Genomic DNA, 19442 nt, shown 5'->3' with positions numbered 1-19442 from the left:
AATGGTAGTACTGAATTTGAATTCGCTATTTCTGATTTTAAAGGGCGAATTTTTATGGTTTTAAACAATATAGATTTATTAAAATGATAAATTGGTTTTAATAGGTCTGCAGTTTCTTTTTTTACTTTAAACTGGCTAAGTTAGAAGGTGTATGGCACACCAGACTAAACTTTTAAAACAAGAATTAAGTACAGAAAAACTAAAAGAATACTTCCCTAACGGGCAAGTCAATACCTATTCTAAAGGATATATAATTAGTTATATCCATAAAAAAGTAAGCACATTTAGGTGGTTATTAGAGGGTGGTGTCAACTATTATATTTCGTTTGAAAACCCAGAGAGCGATATTTTGGTTTGTCAAAATTCAGAGCCTTTTTCCACCATAGGTTTAAATGGTTTTAATACACCGCAAAGGTTTACTTATAAAGCTGTGGTCTCATCGCCAAAAGCTACATTTTTTGAAATACCTTTTATAGCGCTTGAAGCATATTTAAAGAAAGGGCATCAAAACATTCTTTTAAAGAATATAGGTGCTAAATTATATCGTGTTCTACAAACAGCTTTATTAAAGCAGACCGAATTATTGAACCCGGTAAGGTTTCAGCCTTTTGTAGAAGATCGTCAATTCTTTATTTCGCCAGTTGCAGAACACGAAGAGATTGTATCGTTAATGAGACGTTCTCCTTTTCTCGATTATTTTGAAGAGGAAAATCTAATGGCATTGGCAGGCTTGGCAGAACGTAGAGAATATGAACCAGATGAGGTTTTGTATGTACAAGATGGTTCAAGTAATGGTTTGTTTATATTAATTCACGGAGAGGTTACTATAAAACGAATAGAGAATACCATTGAAATTAAGCAACGTTCCATAAAAAATGCTGGCTTTGTTTTCGGTTGGTCATGTTTATTGAAAGAAAAGGATATCTGCTCTGCCATTACAAATACTAAAACATCTGCCTATTTTATTCCTGATGGGGAACTCATGAAATTATTTCGTAAGGATGATGCTTTTGAAGGTCAATTTTTTAAAAGGCTTTTATGGCTAATGGGCAATCAACTTAACGCAGCTTTTGTACGTTATATTGGTTTGTTGGGTGAGCACAGTATAGAAGCGGTTTATCAACTTATTAGTAATAACAAATCTCGCTTATTGTTATCATCTCCATTACATCAAGTACCACACCTATTAAAAAGTAATACTACCAAGCAATTTGCTTATGATGCCTTAATTGGCTTAGTTAAAAAAGGGACTTCTTTAGAGAGACATATTGCGTCTTTAAGTTTAGAGTTGTTAAGCGAAGACCAGAAAGAGCATGAGTTTATCAGTGGGTTACAACAGATATATGAAAATGTTGCAGAAAAGGAAAGTCAGAACCCGAAAATGAACAGGAAAGTATGTGCAGAACTTACCGTAAAGGTTTTTGATAAAGTACCCTACATAATTGAAGGATTGGAGAATTTACCAGAAAGTACCGGTAATATTTTCATTTATAATCATTTGGTAAACGATCAACATTATGTGCTGAATAATAATTTTCAAATAACTCTAGACTCTCATTTTCTAAGTGCCATGGTGTTATATAAAAAATATAATGAACCGGGAATTAGAACAGTTAGAATTGGAAAAGGGCAAGAATACGGACACCAGAATTACTACGATAATTTAGGGTATATCAATGTATACACGCAAGAATCTGAACAGCAAACAGCTACCTGCAAAAAAGAATCTCGAAGTATTTTTTACAGTGAAGCTTCTAAGTACCTTCAAAATGATTATAATCTAATTATTAGTCCAGAAGGAACTTCCTACAGAACAGATGAATCTCCTGGCCCATTTAAAATGGGAGCATTTAAATTAGCCTTGAATACAGTGCCAGAACCTTATATAATACCTGTGGTAATGGTAAATTTTGACCATAGAATAGGTAAGTCGTTATACTACTGTGCTATAAAGGAACCTTTTAAATTGAGTGAAAAAGTGCCTTCTAGAAATAATGCCGATTTGTATGCCTTTGTACAGCAGTATGAAAACAATTATAAAGGATATGTGCAAACTGCGATTAAAAGAGCAGAACAGTTGAATGTGTCATCTTCAGGAGCTGATAGTTTAGAAGAGCCACCTGCTATATGGTGCAATGAAATAAAAAGACTGAAGAGACGTGTTGATAAACTGGAAACGCAAGAAAATCTTATTGCTTTCTACGGTAGTTCGTCTGTGCGTTTATGGGTGAATATGAAGCGTGATTTAAGTCCGTTCAATGTAGTGAATCTTGGCTTTGGCGGATCTACATTTGCGTGGTGTATTCATTATTTCGATGAGATTTTTAAAGAAGCAAATCCTTCAAAAATTGTTTTGTACGCAGGCGAAAATGATTTGAATGATGGTAAGACACCACAAGAAGTATTATCAGGATGTATGGAATTGGTGCAGTTGGTTAAAAACAAATATCCTGATATAGAATTGGCATTAATAAGTTTGAAGCCAAGTGTAGAGCGCGAACATCTAATTCCTTTAATTATGGAAACAAACCTCATGTTGTCCAAGTATTTTATCACCGAACTTAATGCACAATATATCAATGTATTTGCACAAATGATTACTACGGATAATAGACCTATTCCAGAATTATATCTTTCTGACGGATTGCATTTAAATAAGCAAGGCTATGCGCTGTGGAGTACTGCTATTAAAAAAGCACTACAAGCAGCGGATAGCCTTGAACTTGAAATCTAATTATTGTTTGGAGAACCTATTCGTCTTGGCCACCTTTACGTTGTGGAGATCTTGGCGTTGGCCATTCTCCTTTTTCGCCAGATCTAGGATTAATACCTAAAACGGCTTTTTCACGAGATGTTTTTTCAGGATCCTCACATGCCATATAGGTTAAAATTGCAGTAAGAATTGCGTTGTTACGCACATCATCAAATACAATTTTATCATAGGTGTCTAAATTTGTATGCCACGTGTAATTCCAGTAGTCCCAACTTAAAGAGCTTAATGAAAAAGCAGGAGCACCCGCCGCTACAAAAGATGCATAATCTGATCCACCACGACCAGGCGAACCTGGGAAAGTAGTTTCAATCTCATTCTTGTATGTTTCAGGAACTGCTTCTAACCAACGTCCTAAATAATCATAGGCATGTAAGAAACCTTGTCCAGATAAACGAACAACTCTTCCTGTTCCATTATCTTGATTGAAGACAGCTTGTACGCCGGCAACAATTTCTGGATGATCTTCTACAAAAGAACTTGAACCGTTTAAACCTTGTTCTTCACTACCCCAATGTCCAATTAAGATTGTTCTTTTTGGATTTGGGTATACTTTCTTTAAAATACGGGCAGCCTCTAACATGGTAATGGTACCTGTACCGTTATCTGTTGCTCCTGTTCCTCCATCCCAAGAATCAAAATGCGCAGACAAAATCACATATTCGTCAGGGAACTCGGTTCCTGGTATTGTTGCAATTGTATTGAACGTTGGTACTACACCAAGATCTTTTGATTCGGCTACTATTTTAATTTTGGTATCGGCACCATGTTCTACCATTCTGTATAGCATTCCGTAGTCTTCTAAAGAGATATCTACTGCAGGAATTTTTTCTGTACCTGCACTAAATATTTTGTTTGCTCCAAAACCTTCAGACCATCTAGATTGTGCAATACCAACAGCACCCGCTCTTTCAAAAGCCGAATTAATATTTCTACTGTTATAGCCAGTATTACTAATATTCTGTCTCCATTCTTTTTCTATTGAATCACGTTCCGATTTCATTTTCTCGAACGATTCTTTAGTAGCATACTCTTCCCAGTTTTCATCTGGTCTACCCGTTGGTTGCAACATGCTTACCATAACTATTTTTCCTTTAACGTTAGGAAGCCATTTTACGAAAGCTAAAGAGTCGGTAAAAGTAGGTAGTGTAATTAATGATGCCGTAACGCCTTTAGAACTTGTGCCTGGGTTCCAGGCTAATTGTGTAGCGTGTAGTGAAGCTACTCGTGGTGATACCATATCTACATGGGTAATGCCTCTTTGCCAACCTTTCCAGGTTCCCCATTGTTGGTTTTCTGAGGAAATACCCCATTTTTTATAGGTATTTATTGCCCAATCATGTGCGTTTTTCATTTCTGGAGTACCTACCAAACGTGGACCGTTGAGGTCCATTAATTCGTAAGCCAATTGCTCTAATTGAGAATTTTCAATACCTTCTTTTTCGATGGCAGTAATAATGTCTTTTGTGGTTTGTGAAATTGCAAATGTGGTGCATAGCATATATGCACAAATGAGTAGTCCTTTTTTCATGTTCAAGATAGTTTGTTAGATGAACTAAGGTACTAATTTAAGGTCGTAAGAAGGATGTTAAAAGTTAATGGATTTCTCTATGAATTTAGGAAGACTTTCCTTAATTAAATATTCCCAACCAGCTGCACCACTTTCTCTTTTAAATTCTGGGATATCGGTTGGAAAATCTGTTATGATTTCACTTTTAACCGTTAGAAGGGTTTGTTCCTCTTTTTTTGATATTTCAAAGGTAGAAATACTCTCTCCAGGGTATTCATTGAAGGTCCAGTGATAGCAAATTTTTAAATTGGGAACTACTTCCGTAACGCTCCAATTATGTGTAAAATTATGTTCACCGGAACTTACTAGAAATTGAGTTTTAAATCCAACTTTTGGCTCAAAATTTGGAATAACATCAAAATACCATTTACGCATGTGTACTACATTGGTCAATGCTTCCCAGACTTGTTCAATTGATGCATTTAATAGTTGCTCTACAATAATGGGTTCATTCTGTTTCATGGTACTATGCTTTAGCTTATCCCTAGTTCTTTTCGATTAAAAATACAATTTGCCATTGGTTGTTCATTTCGTAGAATAGCGAGTGTATTTTCAACTGTCATAGTACACATTTTTGTGTAGGTGGTTTTAGTTAAGCTTCCCAAATGAGCAGTAACCAAAACATTATCTAATTGAAGTAACGGGTCGTTTTCATTGGGAGGTTCTTGCGCTAATACATCTGCTGCGAAACCTGCTATTTTCTTGTCATTTAAAGCAATCAACAATTCTTTTTGGTCAATAATTCCGCCTCTTGCCGTATTGATAAGTAATGCGGACGGTTTCATTTTTGAAAATGCCGAAGCATTGATGAGGTTTTCTGTTTTTGAAGTCAACGGAAGATGTAAACTAATACTATCCGATGTATTTAAAAGCTGGTTAAATTCTACAAAGGAGTAGGGGACATCTTCTTTTTTAGAACTCCAGTACACAACATGCATACCTAAAGCAGTGGCAATCTTTGCAACTTTTTTACCTATGTTTCCCATCCCGATAATACCTAATGTTTTACCGTGAGATTCATCTCCTATGTACGAACCTCTGTCCACCCATCTGTTATCTTTTACCATGCTTACCGCATTGTACAAATTCCGTTGAAGCATTAGTAATAGGGCAATGGTATGTTCTGCAATAGTATCGGCATTGGAATTTGGCGCATTCACCACTTTAATCCCTTTTTTTGTAGCCGAAGACACATCAATATTATCTAGTCCAACTCCGCAACGCGAAATAACTTTTAAGTTGGGCAATTGTTCCATTAACGATTCACGAACCTGACCTTTACCTCGTGTAATGATAGCATCAATAGCATAGTTTTCTAGCTGATGATTCAGTGATGCTTCATCATAAGCGGTTAGAATGTTCATATCCGTAGCATTCTCTAACATTTGCATCGCATCATCGGCAACCGTTTCTAGTAAAAGGATGTTCTTATTCATCGGATTTGTGGTAAAGGGTTGCGTCTTTAGATTTATACCCTCGGAAATCATTTCGCCCAGAGACATAGATTCCTTCTTTGTACAATTCGTCTTCAAAAATCTTCGGGTCAATATAATCCCCGGGTACAGAAGAAAGTTCTACCAAATTACCTGATGGGTCACGAACAAACATTTGAATGGCACCATCGGGTAATTGACGCACATTTCCCCATGGTTTAATATCAATAACACCCAGTTCCTTCATCCGAAAGAACAATGTGTTAATATCATCTACTTGAACACAGATATGACCTCTAAATGAATATGAATCTTCCCACTCCGTTAAGTGCAATTGTTGCTCTTCGTTGAATTTAAAAAATGCAGTTGGGTAATCGAACAAGAATGCGGGTATGGCTTCTAAACCCAGTTCTTCTTCGTAAAATTTGCACGCTTCTTCTAAGTTGCTTACCACTAATGCAACGTGATTAATATGTACTGCCTTTGCCATAATTTATTGTTTAAAATCTTTTACAAAATCCCAATTAGGTGTTAAGCCTAAACCTGGTCTATCTGGAGCTTTGAGCATTCCTTCCTTATCCACTGTAATGTCTTCTTCCACCAAATCGTACATCATAGGATTACCGCCCAATGAAAATTCAATAACATTTGCAGAAGGAGAAGCGAACGCAACAGAGAGTCCCGCCATAAAAGAAAATGCAGACCCCCAACAATGTGGTGCCAGTTCTAATTGATAGGTATGAGCTAATTGCGATACACGCATGGCTTCTGTAATACCTCCAATTATAGCACAATCTGGTTGTAAAACATCTAAGGCACGTTCTGCAATTAAATCGCGAACATCAAAAGCTGTGTATTCGCTTTCGCCTGCAGCAATGGGTATAAAGGTGTTTGCACGAACTTCTGCAGTGCCAATTTTATTATCGGGACTTATAGGTTCTTCAAACCAATATAGATTACAATCTTCTACGCCTTTTGTAAATTGTTTGGCTTCCGGTACACTAAACGTTCCATGGGCATCGGTCATTAATTTTATATGATCTGGTAATGCCTCTCGTGCAGCCTTAACCCGTTTTATACTTTCGGCAACGGTTTGATCCATAATACCAACACGCATTTTTACTCCGCCAAATCCTTTTTTCGTGTAGCCTAATAATTGTTCGCCAATAGCATCGGCTTTTGCCCAACCACCACTTGCATATGCTGGCATTTTATCGCGACAGCTTCCGCCTAACAATTCTACAACAGGTACGCCTAAGACTTTTCCTTTAATATCCCAAAGGGCAGTATCAATTCCGCTCATTGCAGAAATGGTTAATCCTCTTCTTCCTAAAATTGGGAATTTACGCCCTCTAGAAAGTGAATAGTGGTCTCTGGTGCCATTGTAAACATGCTCCCAAATTCGGGAAATATTACGGGCATCTTTACCAACCAATTGTGGTTTCAATTCATTTTCGATGCAACTCACAATAGAGGCACAGGACCCAGAGGAACCTACTGCTGCTTTTGCTTCGCCAAAACCTTGTAATCCCGTATCGGTTGTTACTACGACTAATGTCATATCAAAGTTTGTTAATAGACCGTAATCAGAAAAATGTTGTTTTTCTTTAGGAATAGGGCAGCGTAACCAAAAGGCTTCTATATTGGTAATTTTCATTTGATAAGGTCTTTTAAGGTGTCTATTGATTTTTTGGTAAGCATGGTATAAAACTCATCGGTAGTAGCAGAACTACCATGGTCTTCCAAGAATTTCTTTTGTTCAGCGGTCAGTCCTTCCGGATTGGTTTCAATTGAGTTTGGATATAGATTTGCAGGGGTACGGTCTAATGGAGCGCAAAACTCTACCGATAATACTTTGTTATACTCAATTTCTTTAAGAGTGTCAATAATTTTAGTCCAGTTGAGGTGGCCCATGCCAGGTGCCATTCTGTTATTGTCCGCAACATGAAAATTTACCAATCGCTTGCCGACTTTCTTCATCGTTTTGAACATATTTTCCTCTTCTAGGTTCATATGAAACGTATCTAAACAAACTCCACAATTAGGACCAACAGCTTCGGCTAATGCCAAAGCTTGTTCCCCTCTATTTATAAAATATGTTTCAAAACGGTTGATGGGTTCAATACCAATTTTCAGCCCATGGTCTTCCGTATACTTATAAATTTCTTGGATACCTTCAACAGCCCATTCCCATTCTTCGTCGGGTCTGGCATCGGGTACAATTTTACCTACCGTTGCTGGTACTAATGAAATGACTTTACCACCCAATTCATAAACCATTTTAGCAACGTCTTTTACATATTGCACAGACATTTTACGTTGAGCAGGGTCTTTAGCAAGTAAGTTTCGCTGTTCTAACATTAAGGTTACAGATCCCCAACATTTTATACCGTATAAGTCTAAGAGTAATTGAGTCTTTTTTATATCATAACTCTCAGGAGCACCTTGTATTTCTAAATGAGTGTAATCTAATTTGTTGATTCTGCTTAGTGTGTGCTCTAAAGATTCTGCACGCATCCAATTATGTATTGCTAATTCCATTGGTAGGTAAGGTTGTTTTGTTTATCCAGTATATTCTATCTTTCTATGAAATCCATCACAGAATGGTTTGTTGTCAGAAACTCCACATCTACAAAATCCTGTAGTGCCCTCTTTTGTAACAATCTCGCCAGATGCCAATTGTATTTGTAAGTTTCCTTTAATTTTTAATGACCGTTGTTTGCTACAATGTATCTGTAACGCATTGGTCTTTAGATGTAATTTCTTCCATTTAGTTTGTTCATTTTTATAAGCTTTTAAGGTAGGTAAAAAATATTTCTTTTGCCTACTTACAGGTACAACCAATTGCTAAATTTTGTTATTATTTATATAACCGAGTATGAAAAGATATTGGTGGAACTTGAATATTTCAATTGTTGTTTATTTAATTTTACGTTTTATAATTTACGCTAATGGCAGACTTAGAAGAACAACTTAATAATCCGGTTTGGTATTCCTTAAATGAAACTCATAAAAGGTTTGCTGTGGAATTTGATGGTGTTCAGTTTTATGATCAAGAGGTATGTACTTTTGGGTCCTTTTTTGATGATTCAAAAACGATTGTAGCTGCGAACAAATATTCAAAAACTACAGGTAGTTTTTTCTTTGTTTCAGAGAATCAAACTCCGAAAATAGACGCAGCTAGAATTGTGTTAGAGAAAAAGATTGATGGTTGTCAAATGGTTTTAAATGAACTACCAGAGGTGTCGATAACCGAAGAGATTGTGCTTTTAGGCGATGAGTATATTGATGAAATATATAATTTAGTCCAGTTAGTAATGCCTGGTTATTATAGAAGAAGAACTTTTGAAATGGGGAATTACTATGGTATATTTAAAGAAGGCAAATTAGTTTCAATAACCGGTCAACGAATGCAAACTAATCTTTTTATAGAAGTTAGTGCAGTAGTTACACACCCTGATTATACACGAAAAGGATTGGCAAAACAGCTAATTGCACATACTACAAAACAAATTTTAAAAGCGCATAAAACACCCATTTTGCATACCAATAAAGGAAACCTTGCTATTCCTCTTTATGAGAAATTAGGATTTCAATTAACCAGAGATATGAACTGGTGGTTGTATCGGAAAAAATAGAATCTTATTTTTTTAATGCCTTTAGGATATCGATTATTCGTTATTATTTGATGCTTATTTCTCAATTTTCCTTTTCTATTAAGTTTAATAATTGTAGGTAACTATATTTAAATCAATATTATAAAAGTTTTCAAACGACTGTAAACGATTACAAACGATAGTAAGTGTTTATAACCCGATTAAAGTTTCAATGCTGTTCTAGGTTTGCAGTGTCGAGTCAATAAGGCTTGATAGTATAAACTGTTAAACCATTAATAATAATAAGATGAACGCATTAAAAAACAAAGTACAGTTAATTGGAAACTTGGGGCAAGACCCAGAAATTATTAATCTAGAAGGTGGTACCAAATTGGCAAAATTTTCCATTGCCACTACCGATAGTTATAAAAATGCTAAAGGAGAAAAAGTAGATGATACCCAATGGCATAATGTGGTTGCTTGGGGTAAAACGGCAGAGATAGTAGAGAACTTTTTAACTAAAGGAAAACAAGTAGCCGTAGAAGGTAAACTTACCCATCGTTCTTATGAAACCAAAGAAGGTGAAAAAAGATACATTACCGAAGTTAGATGTAACGAGTTATTGATGTTGGGTAAATAACGTGAACGTCTTCACGAGGAGGAACGACGAAGTGATCTGTAAGTTTGGAACACGAATTGGTAGATTGCTTCGTGCCTCGCAATGACGTCAATTTTAATTAAATCGAAATGAAAATTTCATATATTTATTTCATGACGAATAAAAATCATACAGTTATTTATACTGGTATAACAAGTAATTTGTTGAGGCGAGTTTACCAACATAAAACCAAGTACTTTATAGGATTTACTTCCAAATATAATTGTAATTTTTTAGTGTATTATGAAGAGTTTTTTGATGTTAATTTGGCAATTGAAAGGGAAAAACAAATTAAATCGGGGAATCGAAAAAGAAAAGAAGAATTGGTGAATTCAGTAAATCCTAATTGGGAGGATTTATCTGATGGATGGATATTTGAATGTAAATAACGTTTTAACGAGGCTTTACGATAAAGTAATCAGTTTAATTTTAAACACGAATTTCGTAAATAACTTTCTGCCTCTTGAAAATTTCATTCTTAGATTATCCCGAGTAAAGACAATTTCAAACACTATTTTTGCATAACATGATTTCAATAGAACAAGATTTACTCCCTTTATTAAAAAAGCACTTTGGTTACGATTCTTTTAAGCCAAATCAATTATCAATTATTGAAGATGCTTTAGGTAAAAAAGATGTATTGGCAATTATGCCTACTGGTGGCGGTAAGTCTCTTTGTTATCAATTAACGGCATTGGCATTAGAAGGAACTGCAATAGTAATTTCTCCGCTAATTGCTTTGATGAAAGATCAGGTTGATGTTTTAAAGGCGAACGGTATTGCAGCTGAATATTACAATAGCTCGCAATCTCAAGAAACCCAACAAGAGATACTTAAAAAGTTAGAGAAAGGGGAGTTAAAACTATTCTATGTGGCTCCAGAAAGTCTTGGATTCTTCAACGGAATTTTAGAAAATCTGAATATTAGTCTTTTTGCTGTAGATGAGGCTCATTGTATTTCTTCATGGGGACACGATTTTAGAACTGCATATACACAATTAGGTGGGTTAAAAAGAAGGTTTCCCAATATCCCGGTAATGGCTCTTACTGCGACTGCCGATAAAACAACGCAAGACGATATTGTTGATCAATTAAGAATACCTCACGCAGAGCGTCATTTAGCATCTTTTAATAGACCTAACCTATACTTGGATGTTAAACCTGCTCAAGATCGTATAAAGCACATTTTAGATTTTTTAGATGACCGACCTTTTGAAAGCGGTATTATTTACTGTTTAAGTCGTAAGAGCACAGAGTCTATTGCTGAAAAATTAAAGAATGCAGGTTTTAAGGCAAAAGCGTATCATGCGGGTATGTCATCTGATGAGCGTTCTAGTGTGCAAGAAGAATTTATTACCGATAAAGTGCCAATTATTGCTGCTACCATTGCTTTTGGGATGGGTATAGATAAAAGCAATGTACGTTGGGTTATTCATTATAACCTTCCGAAGAATATAGAAGGATATTATCAAGAAATTGGTCGTGGTGGTCGTGACGGACTCCCAGCTCATGCATTATTATTTTACAGTTTTGCCGATGTGGCTCAATTACGTCGGTTCATTACCCAAAGTGAAAATGCCGATGTTGAATATGCAAAATTAGAGCGTATGCAGCAATTCGCCGAGGCATTGAGTTGTCGCAGAATTGCTTTGTTAAATTACTTCGGAGAGCAAGTAACAGAAGGTTGTGGTAATTGTGATATCTGTAATTCTCCCCCTGCTTATTTTGACGCAACCTTGTTGGCGCAAAAAGTATGCTCTGGTGTTGCTCGGTTAAAAGAGCGAGAACCGATGGGTATGGTGATCGATGTTTTAAGGGGTGCGCAGAATGCACACGTTTTAGAGAAAGGCTATCAGAACATAAAAACTTATGGCGCGGTAAAAGATATCTCTTGGTTAGACTTACAGCAATATGTAATTCAATTGCTGAATCAAGGGGTTTTGGATATCAACTTTAGAGAAGGAGCGCGACTTGGGTTAACTGCACTTGCAAAAGATGTGCTGTTTTCTAATAAAAAAATAGAGCTTGCTGTCTTGCAGAAAGAAACCGAAAAGAAAAAGGTTGCCTCTAAAGCACGAGCTAAAAAGACAGATTTATTTGAAAAGCTTCGCTTGTTAAGACAACAAATTGCAACTGAGCAAAATGTACCAGCATATGTGGTTTTCGGTGATGCAAGTTTAAAAGATATGGAAGTTAAACTCCCGAAGAATAAAGCAGAATTTATGGAGGTTTCTGGGGTGGGGCAAGCTAAATTAGAAAAGTATGCTGATATTTTTATTGATGAAATAGCTAAGCATGCTCCAAAGAAGAAATCAAAAAAAGCGACCCATGATAAAACGTTTGAACTGTTTAGCAAAGGATCAACGGTTTCAGAAATAGCAACTGAACGAAATTTATCTGAAAATACTATTTACGGACACCTAATGAAAAAGCATGCTGAAGGTGAGGATCTCGATTTAAATCAATTTGTAAGTGCTGCAGAAATAGCTGAAATAGAGAAGGCTAAATCAGAGTTAACCGAAGCAACTGGTTTAAAGGACTACTTTGAATTCTTTGAAGAAAAAGTACCATATTGGAAAATTAAGTTTGCTCTTTATATGTTAGATTCATAATAATTATGATTTCAACACTATTTACCTGTCAATATATAAGTATCCTTGTAAAACAAACTCACCGCCATTAACGGCTGCTATGTAATAATATATTCCTTGAGCCAATCCTGAATCTCGATCTATAGCAGCAATACTTTTTCCTGTTTCTCCATTGAATTCATTAATATAATTTTCTGCTTCATAAACAAGTAATCCATTTCTATCATAAATTTGGAGCACATTATTTTCAAATTCGGCGAGTTCTTCAATTACAAAGAAATCGTTAATTCCATCTCCATTAGGACTTATTATATAGTGATATCCATCTAATGGAAGTTTTGGTTGTTCAACTTCATCTATTGGTAATACTCCAAAAGTGATAGCTGCATATTCATCTGGTATAAACGACGATGAAGTTAAAAAACCGCTTGCTAAATCACCTGTATTTCTAATTCCCCCAAGGTTTTTCCATTCAGATGTAGAAATTTCGAAACCTACGATTCTGAGTTGATTAATATCCTCTGTAATACTTTCAATACTACTTCGGTCGTTCCAATTAATTGTAATTGAAACCTTATTTGATCCTTCTAAAATCCAGTATTCGTTGGTATTTATATTAGCAACTTCTTGATTGTTGCTGAAAGGGTACGTATTTGTACTATCCTCAAAAAGATAACCGGCTGTAAATTCTGAGTTTATATCTGTAGTTTCTGCGGATAAGGGTCTTAAATAATCAGCATCACCAATAGGAAACATAAATCGATCAGAGACATCTGCTTTTACAAAACCATTTACTTTAGAAAAATCAGATGCTCCATTTGAAAAAGCTGTAGGTGTAAAATCTAAATGATTTGAACTTTCCACTTTAGAGGTTTGTAAATCTCCGATAATAAAATTAGCATTATTGCTAACCACAATCGGAATATTTAGAAAAATATTACTGGCATTTGCAATTTCTAAATCATATAATTTTGGTGTAATAACTCCAGAAACATTAAAATAAGTTTCGCCATAAAAACCTACTAAACCACTATTACTAAAAAAATATCCATCATTTTCCAATGAATTGTAAAGTCCGATTTGACCGTCAGTATGAACTTCTAAGTCCCCATAATTTTTCATTTTTTGACTATACAGATTTGACCCTGTAAGAAAGAGTAGTATTAGAATGGTATAGGTGTATTTTTTCTGTTTCATAAAATGGAATGTCAATTTGTATCGACCTATAATGATCTTCTTAGTTTCAATTCTGCATTTAATACATGTAATACACCAGTTGATAATAGACTTCTAGACATTCTTAATTCTATTACGTCGCTACCGGTACTTGTATATTCAAAGAATCTATTAGTTGGGGCTGAAGTAAGGTTGATAACATTGGGCCATATATTTAAAACAGGAGTTACTCTTGTCCCGTTTACATAAATAGCAAACCTATTCTTGAATATCCCTACAGTTTCTAAAATTTCCCATTGTATTTCTCCTACATATTTTGCTCCGGATATATTACTTATTACGGGATTAAAAGTATGAGCCACTATACTTAAATCAACAGCGTCGTGGCCAAGAATGTCAGAAGTACTAAATGCACTTGCTTGAGTTAGAATTTCTGTTTTTAAGTATGAAGCAAGTGCTGAAGTGCTTAAAGTCGTATCAGTAGTGGGACTGTCTAGATTTTGAACTATAGCTGTAGTTCCATCTATTCCATCTGCTCCATCATCACCTTGCAGACTTGCTAGCCATTGTGCTTCAGTTCCCGAGAATCCGTTATTCGTTGCTATTTGGAAAGCGCTTAGTCCATCGTCTCCGTCGGAGCCAGCAGAACCAGTTGCTCCGTCATCGCCATCCTGACCGTCAGTTCCATCGGTACCTTCCAGGCTTACTAGCCATTGTGCTTCGGTTCCCGAGAAGCCGTTATTTATGGCTATTTGAAATGCGCTTAGTCCGTCGTTACCATCAGCTCCATCAGCTCCATCATCACCTTGCAGACTTGCTAGCCATTGTGCTTCGGTTCCTGAAAATCCGTTGTTCGTTGCTATTTGAAATGCACTCAGTCCGTCATCGCCATCTTGACCGTCAGTTCCATCGGTACCTTCCAGGCTTGCTATCCATTGTGCTTCGGTTCCTGAGAATCCATTATTCGTGGCTATTTGAAATGCACTCAGTCCGTCATCACCATCTTGACCGTTAGTTCCATCGGTACCTTCCAGGCTCGCTATCCATTGTGCTTCGGTTCCTGAGAATCCGTTATTTGTGGCTATTTGAAATGCGCTTAGTCCGTCGTTACCATCAGCTCCATCATCACCTTGCAGACTTGCTACCCATTGTGCTTCAGTTCCCGAGAATCCGTTGTTCGTTGCTATTTGGAAAGCGCTTAGTCCATCGTCACCATCGGTGCCAGCAGAACCAGTTGCTCCGTCATCGCCATCTTGACCGTTAGTTCCATCGGTACCTTCCAGGCTTACTAGCCATTGTGCTTCGGTTCCTGAAAATCCGTTGTTCGTTGCTATTTGAAATGCGCTTAGTCCATCGTCTCCATCGGTACCAGCAGAACCAGTTGCTCCGTCATCGCCATCTTGACCGTCAGTTCCATCGGCACCTTGCAGACTTGCTAGCCATTGTGCTTCGGTTCCTGAGAATCCGTTATTTGTGGCTATTTGAAATGCACTCAGTCCGTCATCGCCATCCTGACCGTCAGTTCCATCGGTACCTTGCAGGCTTACTAGCCATTGTGCTTCTGTTCCCGAGAATCCATTGTTTGTGGCTATTTGAAATGCACTTGATCCGTCCTCACCATCAGTTCCATCGGTACCTTGCAGGCTTGCTAGCCATTGTGCTTCAGTTCCTGAAAATCCGTTGTTTGTGGCTATTTGAAATGCGCTTAGTCCGTCGTTACCATTTTCTCCCTTTAAACTCTCAGAATTAGGTTATGTAAACGTTGTGCCGTCTGATGATGTTAAGGTGTAAGAACCATCATTATTATCAGTAATTGTAATTGCATTGTTAGAACTATTACATATGTTTTGCCATAGGGTTCCATTAAATAAGTGCACGCATTTGCTATCTATATTATAAACTAGGGCACCTTTCAAAGGCATTATACTCAACATTTGAGCATTAGTAACCCTTGTTAATACTAGTACCTTAGAAGTACTTTCAAGTTCTAAAAGTGATGTGGCATTAATTGTGCTAACATCGTCTCCAATTTTTACTTGTGCGAAGGTGTTTACATATGTAAATAAAAGTAGGAAAAATAAGATGTAAGTTTTGTTTGATATCATAGCCTTTTTTATTTTAAAGGCTAATTACATTATTATAAGGGGATTATGTAATTATATGTTGTGAAATGTAAGAAATAACATCTGAAATAATGTAATTTTGTTGTAAGAATAAACTTATAATTGTTTATAATTATTTTTAAAGAACTACATCCATTAGCTAATGAATTTTAAAAAATAACTACATAACGCTATCAAAAATTTACCGTAACTCCCATTTGACCCGGGCCAAAATTTAAATTCCAACTTACCATTTTTTGTTGGTTATTGTATTTTTCGTCATACTTTTTATCGAGATATCTATCAATAGATTCTACAGTTGCAATACTAATGGCAAATGCAAACACCATATCGCTTAACCAATGTTGGCCATCCCATACACGAGAGACACCAGGTATAGCTCCTAAAGTATAAATACCGGCTTTTACCCACGGATTTTTAAATTGCTTACCAATGGCATATGCATTTGTAAAAGCTAATAAAGCATGTCCGGATGGAAAGGAATGAAAATTTCTACTTGAGTTAAATGGATCAAAAGTATCTTTACCTAAGTCTGCTAATGGTCTTGCTCTACCTACAACAGATTTTAAGACTTGTTGTAGAAGTCCGGCAGATGTTGCTGATGAAATTAATAATACCCCTGTTCTTCTTAGTTTTTCATTTTTAGTAATCAATCCCGCCGCATACACTCCTGATGTGGCTAAATAATTATTTGCGGGACTACCATAAAACTCACCATAATCACGTATAAATTTTGGAATACCTTCTCTATTGTTTCTAATGAACCTAGAAGTATTGTCATCTGCCAAATAAACAAGACCTGTTCCACCAACGACAGCACCAAATTGAGCCCATTGTTTTCCTTGCCAATGTAAAGGTCTGGCGTATGAATAACCTACACCCTTAAACATATTTTCGACATCGTATTTAACCATATCCCAACGCGTTTCGGTAGAATCCTTACTAGAATTTTGCGCAGTTAAAGAAATACAAAGGGTTATAACTAAGAGGGTTATTAACTTTTTCATGGGGTAAATTTAAACTTATCGGTTATTTAAAAATAATCTGTATCAATTATTTTTAAATTCAAAAGAGAATTATGTATCGTAATTATATAGGTTTCTATTGAAAAGAACGTAATGTATATGTTTTATGATAGGCATCATAATTTCCAAGAATATAGGCATTATTCATTTTAAAAACGGTTCTACCGTTAGGGGAAATATTATGTTCAACTTCAAACGCTTCTATCAAATCGAAGCGGTTTTCTTTCAATTGTCCATTTTGGTGTTCAAAATTTGAATTGAATAATGCATCTACTTGAATAGCTTTTGTAGCAGTATAAGACTGGTAAGCAAAAAAAGTAGGGTTAAAGAAAACAGTTACAGCGCCAAAGGTAGCAATAGGTATACCGAAACCTGGCATCATAGCCATTGCATTACTGCTTCGTTCAATTACGCCACCATATGAAATTTGTTTAAGGTTATCGTGATTCTGTACAGCTATACCTACTTTACCTCTACTCATTTTTCTTAGTAGTACGCCGGTGTCCTCAAAAGTTCTGTGGTTATCAAAGGTGCCGCCAGTCTGTATTATTGATGAATTTTTAAATTTAATCTTTTCGTTCTCATGGGCACTGTACTCATTAATTAACTCTCCGGTTCTAAAATTTAGAGCCCTCAAATGAAAGGCTCTTTTAGTACTTACGATTTGATACAAAATATCCTTATCCACAAATGAGTTGCTGGTCTTTTCTTTATAACTCCAATTCCCCATAGCTTTTTGAAAGCTTGTGGCGTACCCTATTAATTTTTCTAAATCTATGTCTACTATTTGGGTGATATCATTATTACTGTCAAAAGTTATTGTGATAAAATTTTCATTTTGATAAATTTTAGTAGAATTACAGGCAATTTCTAGCGTTGTTGGATTTTCTTTTTCAATCTTCACTATATCAACAGACTTATCTAAACCATACAGTCCAGTATTTATGGTCATCATGTCATATAAATCTTTAACCTTCTGTTTTTTGTTTAAAAATGAATGGTGGGAGAAGTCTATAGAATGTTTAGTAAAATCTGTTTGATTGTTGAAACGGTATATGTTAATTATTGCTGTATTAGGAAGAATTGTAAGAACATGAAATTTATTATTGTATTCTGCAGTTTGTATTATTTCTTCATAGCCTAGGTCTAGGTCTATTTCATTAAATTCAACTATATTCTTCTCAAATGAAAAATGTGAAGATGCAAATTTACGTCGGTTTTTAGTAGTCAAATAGACAACAAAATCTTGATTTTTTAAAATGGTTTGTCCCAATACTTGTTTGAACGCTCTTGCCTTATCTTGAAAATTTAGCTCGGCAATAATTTCATTTGATTCATCAAATAAATAACCGTCAATTACTTTTCCGCGTAAAAAAATGAGAGCAAATCTGTTTTGCGTTTCATCTACTAAGGGTAGTACTTCGTCCGGAGTAATGATTCTATTTTCATAAACATTATTTATTTTGGCAAATTCTTCTTGAGCCATACTTTTATTGATGAAAACCAATAAAATTAATAATAGGGGATACTTTATATGCATTAAGAACCATTTATTGTTTAACGAACCAATAACTACTATTATTTTCAATGGGTAATTAAAAATAAACAGATTGAGCAAGTCTAAATGTATTTGAATGCGCTTCTACAATAACCTTTATATCTGCCGAATAACCACCGCCCATACTGCATTGTACAGGTATAGAATGTTCTTTACAGGTATTTAGTACAAATTCATCACGTTTTTTACATCCATTTAAAGTGAGGCTAAGTGTACCTAATTTATCACTTTCAAGAACATCAACGCCACATAAATAAAAGATGAAATCTGGCTGTAGGTTCTCTATTAATTTAGGTAAGTTATCTTTTAAAATGGATAGATAGATGGCGTCATCGGTTCCTTTGGGTAAAGGTATATCCAAATCTGACTGTTCCTTTTTAAATGGGTAATTACCTGCTCCATGCATTGAAAATGTAAATACAGAATCATCATTTTTAAAAATTTCTGCGGTGCCATTACCTTGGTGTACGTCTAAATCAACAATAAGCACTTTTTTAGCGAGTCCTTTGTTTATTAAGTATTTTGCGCCAATGGCTTGGTCGTTTAGCATGCAAAAAGCTTCACCATGGTCACTATATGCATGGTGAGTTCCTCCGGCAATATTCATAGAAATACCATACTCTAAAGCGTATTCAGATCCTTTTATGGTTCCATCTGCAATTATACGCTCTCGTTCAACTAAATCTTCTGAAAGTGGAAAACCTATTTTTCGAGCCATTTTTGGCGAAATCATGATATTCAACAAATCGTAGAAATATTCAGGGTCATGAACTGCTACTATATGTTTATCATTGGGGATCTCAGGCTCAAAAAAATTGGCTTCTGTACAAGTGCCTTCATGTATTAATTGCTGTGGTAACAATTCATACTTCATCATCGGGAAACGATGCCCTTCTGGTAATGGATGTTTATATATAGGATGATAGGCTATTTTTAGCATCAC

18 protein-coding genes are annotated in these 19442 nt (G+C 35.7%); 5 read left to right on the top strand and 13 right to left on the bottom strand.

Going from position 1 to position 19442, the window contains the following annotated elements; genetic code table 11:
* The first annotated feature begins 151 nt into the window (after positions 1–151).
* On the top strand, positions 152–2734 hold the full coding sequence (locus P178_RS0105185; RefSeq protein ID WP_027065216.1) for a cyclic nucleotide-binding domain-containing protein: 2583 nt from the start codon (positions 152–154) through the stop codon (positions 2732–2734).
* Between the two features lie 16 nt (positions 2735–2750).
* On the opposite strand, the gene P178_RS0105180 is transcribed toward P178_RS0105185, so the two are convergent.
* The 7 genes from P178_RS0105180 to P178_RS23520 are packed head-to-tail and all read right to left on the bottom strand — an operon-like array spanning position 2751 to position 8617.
* Positions 2751–4301 carry a M20/M25/M40 family metallo-hydrolase gene (locus tag P178_RS0105180; RefSeq protein ID WP_036145754.1) on the bottom strand — a complete coding sequence of 517 codons (1551 nt, stop codon included), beginning with the start codon at positions 4299–4301 and terminating at the stop codon, positions 2751–2753.
* A 57-nt stretch (positions 4302–4358) separates the two neighbouring features.
* Positions 4359–4802: an SRPBCC domain-containing protein gene (locus tag P178_RS0105175; RefSeq protein ID WP_027065214.1), complete on the bottom strand. Its 444-nt coding sequence runs from the start codon at positions 4800–4802 to the stop codon at positions 4359–4361.
* A gap of 11 nt (positions 4803–4813) precedes the next feature.
* The gene (locus tag P178_RS0105170) at positions 4814–5776 is read right to left on the bottom strand and encodes a 2-hydroxyacid dehydrogenase (RefSeq protein WP_027065213.1); all 963 of its coding nucleotides are present in this window, start codon (positions 5774–5776) and stop codon (positions 4814–4816) included.
* Positions 5769–6263: a VOC family protein gene (locus P178_RS0105165; RefSeq protein ID WP_027065212.1), complete on the bottom strand. Its 495-nt coding sequence runs from the start codon at positions 6261–6263 to the stop codon at positions 5769–5771. The genes P178_RS0105170 and P178_RS0105165 overlap by 8 nt, the downstream gene beginning before the upstream one ends.
* Positions 6264–6266: 3 nt before the next feature.
* Entirely contained in the window at positions 6267–7430 is a 1164-nt protein-coding gene (locus P178_RS0105160) for a mandelate racemase/muconate lactonizing enzyme family protein (RefSeq protein WP_027065211.1), read from the bottom strand.
* The gene (locus P178_RS0105155; RefSeq protein ID WP_027065210.1) at positions 7427–8314 is read right to left on the bottom strand and encodes a sugar phosphate isomerase/epimerase family protein; all 888 of its coding nucleotides are present in this window, start codon (positions 8312–8314) and stop codon (positions 7427–7429) included. Before P178_RS0105155 ends, P178_RS0105160 begins: the two co-directional genes overlap by 4 nt.
* 21 nt (positions 8315–8335) lie before the next feature.
* Positions 8336–8617 (bottom strand): CDGSH iron-sulfur domain-containing protein, encoded by a 282-nt coding sequence (locus P178_RS23520; RefSeq protein ID WP_036145751.1) that lies wholly within the window; start codon positions 8615–8617, stop codon positions 8336–8338.
* 107 nt (positions 8618–8724) lie between these two features.
* Here P178_RS23520 and P178_RS0105145 point away from each other — a divergent pair, with 107 nt between their 5' ends.
* From P178_RS0105145 to recQ, 4 genes are all read left to right on the top strand, one after another.
* Positions 8725–9411: a GNAT family N-acetyltransferase gene (locus tag P178_RS0105145; protein ID WP_027065209.1), complete on the top strand. Its 687-nt coding sequence runs from the start codon at positions 8725–8727 to the stop codon at positions 9409–9411.
* 265 nt (positions 9412–9676) lie between these two features.
* Positions 9677–10009, top strand: a complete 333-nt coding sequence (locus P178_RS0105140) for a single-stranded DNA-binding protein (protein WP_027065208.1) — start codon at positions 9677–9679, stop codon at positions 10007–10009.
* Positions 10010–10116: 107 nt separating this feature from the next.
* Positions 10117–10416, top strand: coding sequence for a GIY-YIG nuclease family protein (locus P178_RS0105135; protein ID WP_027065207.1), 300 nt, complete (start codon positions 10117–10119; stop codon positions 10414–10416).
* A gap of 137 nt (positions 10417–10553) precedes the next feature.
* On the top strand, positions 10554–12638 hold the full coding sequence (gene recQ, locus P178_RS0105130; protein WP_027065206.1) for a DNA helicase RecQ: 2085 nt from the start codon (positions 10554–10556) through the stop codon (positions 12636–12638).
* 21 nt (positions 12639–12659) lie between these two features.
* Here the strand turns inward: recQ and P178_RS0105125 are convergent, their stop codons facing one another.
* From P178_RS0105125 to P178_RS0105100, 6 genes are all read right to left on the bottom strand, one after another.
* Positions 12660–13814, bottom strand: coding sequence for a gliding motility-associated C-terminal domain-containing protein (locus P178_RS0105125; RefSeq protein ID WP_036145748.1), 1155 nt, complete (start codon positions 13812–13814; stop codon positions 12660–12662).
* Between the two features lie 26 nt (positions 13815–13840).
* On the bottom strand, positions 13841–14155 hold the full coding sequence (locus P178_RS0105120; protein WP_027065204.1) for a hypothetical protein: 315 nt from the start codon (positions 14153–14155) through the stop codon (positions 13841–13843).
* 1389 nt (positions 14156–15544) lie between these two features.
* The gene (locus P178_RS0105115) at positions 15545–15898 is read right to left on the bottom strand and encodes a hypothetical protein (RefSeq protein ID WP_027065203.1); all 354 of its coding nucleotides are present in this window, start codon (positions 15896–15898) and stop codon (positions 15545–15547) included.
* 191 nt (positions 15899–16089) lie between these two features.
* A complete protein-coding gene (locus P178_RS0105110) occupies positions 16090–16923 on the bottom strand; it encodes a phosphatase PAP2 family protein (protein ID WP_027065202.1) in 834 nt (277 codons plus the stop codon).
* Between the two features lie 94 nt (positions 16924–17017).
* Entirely contained in the window at positions 17018–18427 is a 1410-nt protein-coding gene (locus tag P178_RS0105105) for a hypothetical protein (protein ID WP_155941578.1), read from the bottom strand.
* Positions 18428–18536: 109 nt separating this feature from the next.
* Positions 18537–19439 (bottom strand): histone deacetylase, encoded by a 903-nt coding sequence (locus P178_RS0105100; RefSeq protein ID WP_027065200.1) that lies wholly within the window; start codon positions 19437–19439, stop codon positions 18537–18539.
* Positions 19440–19442: the final 3 nt, after the last annotated feature.

Source organism: Maribacter sp. Hel_I_7 (assembly GCF_000688315.1).
In the GTDB taxonomy this organism is placed as follows: Bacteria; Bacteroidota; Bacteroidia; order Flavobacteriales; family Flavobacteriaceae; genus Maribacter; species Maribacter stanieri.
The sequence above is the reverse complement of the archived record's forward strand: the minus strand, read 5'-3'. Positions and strand labels throughout refer to the sequence as shown.